Consider the following 10,393-nt stretch of genomic DNA (forward strand, 5'->3'; position numbering starts at 1 on the left):
AGGATGTCCAGCCGGAGATGACGCTCGCGCAGGCGCTCAAGGCCGGGCCCGAACCCGAGGCCCCGGTGGCGTCGAGAACCGCTGCTGCGACCGCGCCGTCGACGCGGAGCGAGAAGAAGGAAGAGAACGTCGCGGTCGACCCGAGCATCTTTCGCGCGTACGACATCCGCGGCGTCGTCGGCGACACGCTGTCCACCGGCGTCGCCCGCATGATCGGCCGCGCGATCGGCAGCGAGGCGCGCGACCGCGGGCTGACCGAGATCGTCGTCGGCCGCGACGGCCGGCTTTCCGGCCCCGACCTCGTTTTTGCGCTGATCAACGGGCTGCGTTCGACCGGCATCGACGTGATCGACATCGGCGCGGCCCCGACGCCGGTCACGTACTTCGCGTGCTATCACCTGCGCACCGGCTCCGGCATCTCGGTCACCGGCAGCCACAATCCGCCCGACTACAACGGCTTCAAGATCGTACTTGGCGGGGAGACCCTGTCCGAGGACGCGATCCAGAACCTGTACCGGCGCATCGAGGCGGAACGCTTCGTCGACGGCATGGGTGGTCTCCAGACGATCGACGTCAGCGACGACTACATCCGTCGAATCACCGACGACATCCAGGTCGAGCGCAAGCTCAAGGTGGTCGTCGACTGCGGCAACGGCATCCCGGGTGCGATTGCGCCCGCGGTGCTCGAGGGCATCGGCTGCGAAGTCATCCCCCTGTACTGCGACGTCGACGGGACATTCCCCAATCACCACCCCGACCCGTCGGACCTGCACAACCTGCAGGACCTCATCGTTTCGGTGAAGAACGTCGGCGCCGATCTCGGCCTGGCCTTCGACGGCGACGGCGATCGCCTCGGCGTAGTCACCGCGAGCGGCGAGGTGATCTTCCCGGATCGCCTGCTCATGCTCTATGCAAGCGACATCCTGCTGCGCAATCCGGGCGCGACGATCATCTATGACGTGAAGTGCACGGGCCACCTGCAGCCCTTGATCCTGCAGCAGGGCGGCAGCCCGCTCATGTGGCGCACGGGCCATTCGCTGATCAAGGCGAAGATGCGCGAGACGAATGCGGCGCTCGCGGGCGAAATGAGTGGCCACTTCTTCTTCAGCGAGCGCTGGTACGGCTTCGACGACGGCATCTACGCCGCTGCGCGCCTGCTCGAGATCCTCGCTGCGGACGTCGACGGACGCGCGCCGGAAGAGATCTTCGCGACGCTGCCGAAAGGCGTGTCGACCCCGGAATTGAAGATCCCGATGCGCGAGGGAGAGCACTACCGCTTCATCGAGGCGTTCCGCGCGCGGGCCAAGTTCGATGGAGCGCGCCTGACCACGATCGACGGCATTCGTGCCGACTGGTCCGACGGCTGGGGTCTCGTGCGCGCTTCCAACACGACGCCCGTGCTCGTCCTGCGCTTCGACGCCGACAATGCGCCGGCGCTGCGCCGCATCCAGGACGTCTTCCGCAGCCAGCTGCTCGCTCTCGACTCGTCCTTGCCCTTGCCGTTCTGACCTTCGCCGTCCGGCGGCACGGTATCAGCGGAACCATTCCTCGACGCCATCGGCGTCGTCCGGCGCGTCGCCCTCGACGTCGCGCAGCTCGATCGCCTCGATCTCGACGTCGTCGGCGGATACGGAGGGGGCTGCGGGCACCATCCATTGTTCACCGCAGACGCTGCACTCGCGCCGGTCCGCGGCCTGGCCGTCTTCGAAACGGACACGCTCGATCATCGAGCTCTCGTTGGATTCGCAGGACGGGCAACGATTCATCCGGCTGTCCTCGGTCGCACGCCTACGCTATTTCCTCGCCTCGGCGAGGCGCGCCTTCAATTCGCGATAGTGCGTGATTTCTTCGTCGAAGTGGCTGCTCGCTTCGTCGCGTTCGGCCTCTTGCTTGGCCACGGCGGCCTTCTGCGCGTCGACTTTCGCACGCATGAGCGCGAGCTGCCTGGCCTGTTCGGAGGGCAGCTCCTTGCCGGTACGCTCCGCTTCCGCGGCGCGGTCGAGCAGATCGGCGAGCGATTGCTCCTGGTTGCGCAAGCTCACCTCGGCCGACTTGATCTGCTGGTTGAGCATGTCCAGCTGCTGCTGTTGCGCGCGCTTGAGGTCTTCTTCGCGCGGATAATTGCCGAGCAACTGCTCGTCGTCGCGCGCGCGCTGCTCGGCGATCCTCTGCTCGGCCTGTGCCTTGCTCGCGGCGGCCTTCGCCGCGGCGAGTTCGTCGCTGGTCTTCGCCCTGTCGACGTGTTTGACGACGATACCGAGCGGATTGACGATGTCGTAGCCGAACTTGGCCGCTTCGGCCGGCACCGAATCGCCATAGTGCAGGTTGCCCTGTTCGTCGCGCCACTTGTAGCGGTTGTGATCCTTCCCGGCCGTCGCGGCGGCGAGGTCGGATGCCACGAACAAGGAGGCAAATGCAAGAGCGAGCAGGCGAGACGACGGGATGTGCATGGGGAAGCCTCCAGGGCAGGAGTATATCCAGCCCGGAGCTCCGGGGCGGCGTTCAGGCCGAGACGCCGTAGCGCTCCCGATATGCGGTCAAGCGCGGCCGATGATCGGCGAGATCCGGACGATCGGCCGCGTAGTCGAGCAAGTCGCCGAGACGTGCGATCGCGACGGTCGGGATGCCGTGGTCGGCCGCGAGTTCCTGCGTCGCCGAACGTTCGCCTTGCCCGCGTTCCTCGCGGTCGAGCGCGATCAGTACGCCCGCCGGTGTCGCGCCGGCGCCGCGGATGAGCGCGAGCGACTCGCGGATCGCGGTGCCCGCAGTGATGACGTCGTCGACGATGAGGACCCGTCCGCGCAGCGGGGCGCCGACGAGCAGTCCGCCCTCGCCGTGATCCTTCGCCTCCTTGCGGTTGTAGGCGAACGGCACGTCGCGCCCGTGGTGCTCGGCGAGCGCTGCCGCGGTGAGCGCGGCGAGCACGATGCCCTTGTAGGCGGGACCGAACACCATGTCGAACGCGAGCCCGGACGATGCGGCGGTCGCGGCGTAGGCGCGACCGAGCGTGGCCAGCGCAGCGCCGGAATCGAACAGGCCGGCGTTGAAGAAGTACGGGCTGACGCGCCCGGACTTGAGCGTGAACTCGCCGAAGCGAAGGGCGTTCCGCGCGAGGGCGAGGTCGAGGAATTCGCGTTGGCTCGTCTTCATGGAGGGCCGTGCGTCGATAGGGCGGAGGGCTGCGAGTGTACGGTGTCGCCGGCGCCTGCATCGCGCGCAGGGCGCCGGAGTTGCCAGTCGCGCCACGCCCGCGGCACGCTAGGCGTTCAGCCCCCATATCCCCCGACCCCATGCGCATCATCTCCTTCAATGCGAACGGCATCCGCTCGGCCGCGAACAAGGGATTCTTCGACTGGCTTCGCGCACAACAGGCCGATGTCGTCTGCCTGCAGGAGACCAAGTCGCAGGAAGACCAGCTCTCCGATCCGATGTTCCGGCCGGACGGGCACCACTGCTTCTATCGCGACGCGACGACCAGGAAGGGTTACAGCGGCGTCGCGATCTACTCCCGGCGCGAGCCGGACGAGGTGCGCACGTCGCTCGGCTGGGCGCCGTTCGACGACGAGGGGCGCTATATCGAAGCGCGCTACGGCAACCTCAGTGTCGTCTCGTTCTACATCCCGTCCGGGTCGTCCGGCGACGAGCGGCAGGCGGTGAAGTTCGAGGTCATGGCCTGGCTGCGGCCGCTGCTCGACGAGTGGCTCGCGAGTGGACGCGACTACGTCCTGTGCGGCGACTGGAACATCGTGCGGGCGAAGAACGACATCCGCAACTGGAGCTCGAACCAGAAGAATTCCGGTTGCCTGCCGAGCGAACGCGCGTGGCTCAACGGCATGATCGCCGACGCGTGCGGCGACGGCACGCCCGCGCCCGCGCACGGCTGGCTCGACAGCTTCCGCGTGCTCAAGCCCGACGCGGTCGAGTACACCTGGTGGAGCAACCGTGGCGCCGCGCGGGCGAACGACGTCGGCTGGCGCATCGATTACCAGCTCGTCACGCCGTCGCTGCGCGAGCGCCTGCGGGCATGCTCGATCACGCGCGATCCGCGCTTCTCCGACCATGCGCCGTACAGCGTGGACTACGCCTGATGAGACGTGCCCTGCGCGGATGGTGGCAGTCGCTCGCCGTTTACGCCGACCCACGCATCCGGCCGATGCTGTTTCTCGGTTTCGCAGCCGGGCTGCCGTTCCCGCTCGTGTTGACGACGCTGTCGGCCCGCCTGCGCCAGGCCGGCATCGACCGCACGACGATCGGACTGTTCAGCCTGGTCGGGCTCGCCTATTCGCTCAAGTTCTTCTGGTCGCCGGTCGTGGACCGCGTGCGCCTGCCGGCGCTCGGCAACCTCGGCCAGCGGCGCAGCTGGATCCTGCTCGCGCAGGTCGGCGTCGTCGCCGGGCTCGTCGCGATGGCCTCGCTCGATCCGGCGAGCGCGGCGCACGGCATGGCGCTGCTCGCGACGGCGACCGCGTTCTGCGCCGCGACCCAGGACATCGCCGTCGACGCCTACCGCATCGAGTCGGTCGAGGCGTCGGGGCAGGGAGCGGCCGCCGCGGCGTACCAGATCGGCTACCAGCTCGCCCTCATCTGCGCGGGCGCGGGTGCCCTCGTCGCCGCGAGCCATCTCGGCTGGACGCCGGCATACCTCGTGATGGCCGGCTGCATGATGCTCGGGCCCGTGACGGTGCTCCTGATACGCGAGCCGGACCGGCTCGGCACGGGCAGCCTCCGCGCCGATCCGGCGCTCGTACGCGCGGCGATCGCACGCATGCGGCCAACCGTCCTCGTCGTGGCGATCGCCTCGACGGCGCTGGTCGGAACGCTGCTCGCATTCGCACTCGTCGCCGCGAAGGAGTCGCCGCTGGTCGTCGAGGTCGTGTTCGGCGCGCTCATCGCGCTCGAGATCGGCTTGCTGTCGATGCTGCGCGTGCCGGCGCTGCGGCCCGCGCTGGAGACGCTGACCGCGTCCGTCGTGCTTCCACTCGCGGAGTTCCTGGGTCGCCAGGGGGTGCGCGTCGCGCTGCCGATCCTCGCCCTGATCGTGCTGTACCGGCTCAACTACATGACCATGGGCGTCGCGGCGAACACGTTCTACCTCGATCTCGGTTACACGCTCGACCAGATCGCGCTCGTCTCGAAGCTTTACGGCGTCGCACTGACCCTGGGCGGCGCGGTATTCGCCGGCTGGCTCGTGCGCCGGCTCGATCCATTGCCCGCGATGCTGCTCGGCCTGGTCATGCTCAGCGGCGCGAACCTGTTCTACGGCTACATCGCGGGCTTCGGCGCCGGTTCCGCGCCCGACATCGCATGGCTCGCCGCCGCGGTCAGCTTCGACAACGTCGCCAACGGGATCGCGGGCACGGCGTTCATCGCCTACATGTCGTCGCTGACCAGCAAGCAGTACACGGCGACGCAGTACGCGCTGTTCGGGACGCTGTGGAGCCTGCCCGCGAAGAGCATCGCGAGCCAGTGGGGGCGCATCGTCGATGCGTGGGGCTATCCGTCGTTCTTCGTCTACACCGCGGCGATGGGCCTGCCTGCGCTGCTGCTGATCCTGTGGCTGATGCGGCGCATGAGCGCGCGCGCACGCTGAAACCGGCTGCTCAGCGTCGTCCAGCGAAGACGCCGCCGAGCACGCGCGGCCCGCGGGCGCCCGTGACCGAAGGGAGGTTGCCCGGCATGCCCTCGAGGCGCGCGCGCGCGAGCCACGCGAACCCGACCGCTTCGACGAAATCCGGATCGATGCCGAGTGCGGCGGTCGTGTCGACGCGCACGCCCGGCATTTCGCGACGCAGCGCGTCCATGAGCGCGGCGTTGTGCACGCCGCCGCCGCACGCGTAGACCTCGCGCGCGGCAGCCGCGTGCGCACGCAGGTCCCGCGCGACGCTGCGCGCGCTGAGCACGAGCAGGCTCGCCTGGACGTCCTCGGGCGCGGCGCCCGCGGGCACGCGCGCGAGCAGCCAGTCGAGGTTGAACGCTTCGCGCCCCGTGCTCTTCGGTGGCGCCGCCGAGAAGTACGGCTCGGTGAGCCAATCGGCGACGAGCGCTTCGCTCGCGCGGCCGCTGCGCGCCCACGCGCCGCCGTCGTCGCGCGCGGTGCCGAGGTGGCGTACGGCCCAGGCGTCGAGCAGGCAGTTGGCGGGGCCGGTGTCGAAACCGAGAACGGGTTCGCCCGGCGCCAGCAGCGTGAGGTTGGCGATGCCGCCGAGATTGAGGATCGCGCGCGTGTCCACCGCGTCGGCGAACACGGCCGCATGCAGCGCCGGCAGCAGCGGTGCGCCCTGTCCGCCTGCGGCGACGTCGGCGCGGCGGAAATCGGCGACGGTCGTGATCCCGGTGCGTTCGGCGATCACGTTGGGATCGCCGACCTGCAGCGTGAAGGGCGACGGCCCGTCCGGGCGGTGGCAGATGGTCTGGCCATGCGAGCCGATCGCGGCGACGTCGTCCGCCCCGACGCCGCTACGGCGGAGCAGTTCGGTCGCGGCATCGGCGAAACAGCGGCCGATCTCGACGTCGAGGCGGCCGAAATCGTCGAGGGCGACCTCGACCGCGCTGCGGGCGAACCCGAGCACGCGTTCGCGCAACGCCGGTGGGTAGGCGAAGGTGCGCGCGGCGACGAGCTCGGGCCGGCGTTCGAACCGAACGAGCGCGGCATCGATGCCGTCGGCGCTCGTGCCCGAGATGAGTCCGAGGTAGAGCGGCGCGCGCGACGCGGACGTCACGTCAATCGTTGATGCGTGCGAGCTGCGCCGCGTCGATCATCTTCAGCCGCGCAAGCTGCGGCGCCGCCTGCAGGCGGAACTGCGCGAGCTGGCTGGCCGGCAGTGGTTCCGGCGGCGGCAACGTCACGGTGAGCGGATTGCGGTGGCCGCCGTCGACGCGGAACTCGTAGTGCAGGTGGGGACCGGTGGCGAGGCCGGTCATGCCGACGTAGCCGATGACCTGGCCTTGCTTGACGTGGTCGCCGAGGCGCTCGCTCGCGAAGCGCGACATGTGGCCGTAAGCGGTGCTGATGTGCGCATTGTGCTGCACGATCACGAAGTTGCCGTAGCCGGACATCCAGCCGCGATAGGTGATCTTGCCGTCGCCCGCGGCGCGGATCGGTGTGCCGCTCGGTGCGGCGTAGTCGACGCCCTTGTGCGCACGCATGTAGCCGAGCACCGGATGCATGCGCCCGGTCGAAAACGTCGAGGAAATGCGCGTGAACTCGACCGGCGTGCGCAGGAACGACTTGCGCAGCGGACGGCCGTCCTCGGTGTAGTACATCGTCTCGCCGTCCGCGCTCGTGTAGCGGATCGCGGTGTAGCGCTTGCCCTGGTTGACGAACGTCGCGGCGATGATGTCGCCGTCGCGCAGGCGTTCGCCTTCGCGGTATACGTCGTCGTAGATGACGCTGAAGCTGTCGCCCTCGCGCAGGTCCTGCGCGAAATCGATGTCGTAGCCGAACGCGTTGGCGAGCTTGAGGACCATGCCGTCGCTGAGCCCGGCGCGTTCGCCCGCATAGAAGAGCGAGCGCGTGACGATGCCATGCGCCACGTGCGTGCGCCGCTCGACCGCGCGCTCGACCGTCGCCTGCGTGACGCCGTCGGCGCCGAAGTGCAGCACCACGCGGGTCGCGTCGCCGCGCTCGAAGCGCATCGCCGACAGCGAGCCGTCGGCGGCGTGCGCGAACGCGAACTCCTGGCCCGGCCGGATGTGGCGCAGCGCCGAGGCATCATCCTGTGAATCGAGCACGCGCTGCAGATCGGTCGGCGACAGGTCCTGCTCGCGGAAGATGTCCGACAGCGATTGACCCGCACGCACGGTGACGATCTGCCAATCGGGCTCGCTGCCGGCGGCGTAGGCGCCGATCGCGGGGTCGGCCTCGGCGCCGGGCAGTGGCGGCAGGTCGAGCGCCAGTGTCGTGTAAGGTATCGGGGACGGCTCATGGCGCGTCGCGTTGGCGAAAGTCGGCAGCACGATGCCGACCAGTGCGGTGAGCAGCACGCAGACGCCGCCGAGGATCCAGTGCTCCGCGCGCCAGCTGATCGGCGAGGCGGAGACGTTCTGGAGGAACGTCCAGTTCGAGACCCGCGAGTAGAAATGGAAGTGCCGGCGTTGCGCATGGCGCCGGATGATGAGACGACGTGCCTTGTGGCGAGCGTTCTTGTCGTTATGGAGTTCGTTCACAGGTCACTGTCCGGGCAATCGCGGGGTACCATAATTGCGTTCGCGCGCCGACGTCAATGCCAATGGCGACAAGGACTTGCGAAAGATCGTTGACTAACGAATTATTAACCGCGACGCCCCATTCGGCGTCCATTTCCAACCAACTGCGACAGTGCAGCGGCCGCCCTCCCGGGCCGTCGTTCGCACGGGGGATTTCATGACGGATATCCAGGCTGCGCTCGACCTCATCGGTCGTGGCGCCGACGAGATCATCAAGCGCGACGACCTCGAGGCGCGCCTTGGCCTCGGGCGGCCACTGCGCATCAAGGCGGGGTTCGATCCGACCGCGCCGGACCTGCACCTCGGGCACACGGTCCTGCTCACCAAGATGCGCCAGTTCCAGGATCTAGGACATCGCGTGATCTTCCTGATCGGCGACTTCACCGGGATGATCGGCGATCCGACCGGTAAGAACGTCACGCGCAAGCCGCTCTCCCGCGAGGACATCGAGGCGAATGCGAAAACCTACGCGGAACAGGTGTTCAGGATCCTCGACCGCGAGCGCACCGAGGTGCGCTTCAACTCCGAGTGGTTCGGCCGCATGGCGGCGGCGGACATGATCAAGCTCGCCGCGCAGCATACCGTTGCCCGCATGCTCGAGAGGGACGATTTCGCCAAGCGCTACGCCGCGCAGCAGCCGATCGCGATCCACGAGTTCCTCTATCCGCTCGTGCAAGGCTACGACTCGGTCGCGCTCGAGGCCGACGTCGAACTCGGCGGCACCGACCAGAAGTTCAACCTGCTCATGGGGCGCGGCCTGCAGGAGCACTACGGCCAGCCGCCGCAGGTCGTGCTGACCATGCCGCTGCTCGAAGGGCTCGACGGCGTAGCGAAGATGTCCAAGTCGCTCGGCAACTACATCGGCATCGCCGAGCCGGCGATCGACATCGTGAACAAGACGATGAAGATTGGCGACGCGCTCATGTGGCGCTGGTACGAGCTGCTGAGCCTCGAGCACAGCAGCGCCGACATATCGCGCATGAAGGACGAGGTGGCGCGCGGTCAGCTGCATCCGCGCGACGCCAAACTCGCCCTCGCACGCGAGCTGGCAACGCGGTTCCACGACGCGGCCGCGGCGGAAAATGCGGTCGCGCAATGGACGGCGCTGGTGCGCGAACAGCGCGTCGACGTCGATCTGCCGTTGCAGGACATCGCGGTTCCGCCGGAGGGCATTCGCGTCGCGCCGTTGTTCGTCGCCGCGAAGCTCGCCTCCAGCAATTCCGAGGCCGGCCGCAAGATGGCCGAGCGCGCGCTGCGCATCGACGGCGCGGTGGTCGAGGATCGCGAGCTCGTGCTCGCGCCGGGCAGCGAGCTCCTGCTGCAGGTCGGCAAGCGCGGTTTCGCCCGCGTGCGACTGGTCGCCGCGTGAGGTCCGTGCGCTCGCGACGGAATTTCCTCGCGGGAAGGGCTTGACGGATTCGCGTTTGGTTGTAGGATTCGCGGCCCTTCCGACACCGGGCCCATGCGGCCTGGCGACGAAGAGGAGACGCTCCAGCGAGCGTCGCGGCGCGGAGAAAAAAACTCGCCGCGACGGCTTGACGAAGCGGGAATCGGATGTAAGATGCGCGCCCCTTCGACGACTCGCCCTGGTGGTGACGACGAGCGAAGGCGAAACCCGGAAAAGCAGCACCTGCGGCGAATCAAAATAGTTCGCGGCGAGGGGTTGACGAAACGGGGATCGGATGTAAGATGCGCGCCCCTTCGACGGCTGGTTCGAAACGAACCGAACGACGGCGGGGTGACCAGGCGGAAACGCCGGGTCGGCGGAACGAAAAAATGTTCGCATCGAGGTGTTGACGGATGCGAAAAACGATGTAAGATGCGCGGCTCCCTCGGACGAAATGTCCTGAGGCGCGAGACAAAGAAAATCTCGCAAGCCTTTGATCTTTGACAGTGTGCGCAGGTAACTTGTGTGGGCGCCTTGTGGTGGATGCAAGTCCATCGATACAAAGTGCGTCCAAGCAAACGTCAAAGCATATGCTTTACAGTGCTTGGTTCTCACTCAGAAGTTTGGTCGTAGGGCTTCGGCCCGAAAGCCTGAAGTTTTAACTGAAGAGTTTGATCCTGGCTCAGAGTGAACGCTGGCGGCAGGCCTAACACATGCAAGTCGAGCGGCAGCACGGGGGCAACCCTGGTGGCGAGCGGCGGACGGGTGAGGAATACATCGGAATCTGCCTTGTTGTGGGGG

At 67.8% G+C, this 10,393-nt stretch carries 8 protein-coding genes, 1 rRNA gene and 1 pseudogene; 5 read left to right on the forward strand and 5 right to left on the reverse strand.

Annotation, left to right across the window (positions count from 1 at the left end; all coding sequences use genetic code 11):
* A pseudogene (locus VI238_RS13255) lies at positions 1–1,508 on the forward strand (phosphomannomutase/phosphoglucomutase); the annotation flags it as partial.
* Between the two features lie 24 nt (positions 1,509–1,532).
* On the opposite strand, the gene VI238_RS13260 reads toward VI238_RS13255, so the two are convergent.
* The 3 genes from VI238_RS13260 to pyrE form a co-directional block, all read right to left on the reverse strand.
* The gene (locus VI238_RS13260; protein ID WP_331652124.1) at positions 1,533–1,727 is read right to left on the reverse strand and encodes a hypothetical protein; all 195 of its coding nucleotides are present in this window, start codon (positions 1,725–1,727) and stop codon (positions 1,533–1,535) included.
* 66 nt (positions 1,728–1,793) lie between these two features.
* Positions 1,794–2,399 carry a DUF4124 domain-containing protein gene (locus tag VI238_RS13265; protein ID WP_331652138.1) on the reverse strand — a complete coding sequence of 202 codons (606 nt, stop codon included), beginning with the start codon at positions 2,397–2,399 and terminating at the stop codon, positions 1,794–1,796.
* 103 nt (positions 2,400–2,502) lie between these two features.
* A complete protein-coding gene (pyrE, locus tag VI238_RS13270; RefSeq protein ID WP_331652126.1) occupies positions 2,503–3,150 on the reverse strand; it encodes an orotate phosphoribosyltransferase in 648 nt (215 codons plus the stop codon).
* Between the two features lie 140 nt (positions 3,151–3,290).
* Between pyrE and VI238_RS13275 the strand changes: the two genes are divergently transcribed.
* Together VI238_RS13275 and VI238_RS13280 are read left to right on the forward strand one after the other, a co-directional pair.
* A complete protein-coding gene (locus tag VI238_RS13275; RefSeq protein ID WP_331652128.1) occupies positions 3,291–4,088 on the forward strand; it encodes an exodeoxyribonuclease III in 798 nt (265 codons plus the stop codon).
* Entirely contained in the window at positions 4,088–5,590 is a 1,503-nt protein-coding gene (locus VI238_RS13280) for an AmpG family muropeptide MFS transporter (protein WP_331652130.1), read from the forward strand. The genes VI238_RS13275 and VI238_RS13280 overlap by 1 nt, the downstream gene beginning before the upstream one ends.
* 10 nt (positions 5,591–5,600) lie before the next feature.
* Here the strand turns inward: VI238_RS13280 and VI238_RS13285 are convergent, their stop codons facing one another.
* Positions 5,601–6,719 (reverse strand): anhydro-N-acetylmuramic acid kinase, encoded by a 1,119-nt coding sequence (locus VI238_RS13285; protein WP_331652132.1) that lies wholly within the window; start codon positions 6,717–6,719, stop codon positions 5,601–5,603.
* 1 nt (position 6,720) lies between these two features.
* Positions 6,721–8,166: a M23 family metallopeptidase gene (locus tag VI238_RS13290; protein ID WP_331652134.1), complete on the reverse strand. Its 1,446-nt coding sequence runs from the start codon at positions 8,164–8,166 to the stop codon at positions 6,721–6,723.
* Positions 8,167–8,362: 196 nt separating this feature from the next.
* Here VI238_RS13290 and tyrS point away from each other — a divergent pair, with 196 nt between their 5' ends.
* Together tyrS and VI238_RS13300 are read left to right on the forward strand one after the other, a co-directional pair.
* On the forward strand, positions 8,363–9,574 hold the full coding sequence (gene tyrS, locus VI238_RS13295; protein ID WP_331652136.1) for a tyrosine--tRNA ligase: 1,212 nt from the start codon (positions 8,363–8,365) through the stop codon (positions 9,572–9,574).
* 677 nt (positions 9,575–10,251) lie between these two features.
* Positions 10,252–10,393, forward strand: a 16S ribosomal RNA gene (locus VI238_RS13300); the annotation flags it as partial.

This window comes from Dokdonella sp. (genome assembly GCF_036518555.1).
Classification (GTDB): domain Bacteria; phylum Pseudomonadota; class Gammaproteobacteria; order Xanthomonadales; family Rhodanobacteraceae; genus Dokdonella_A.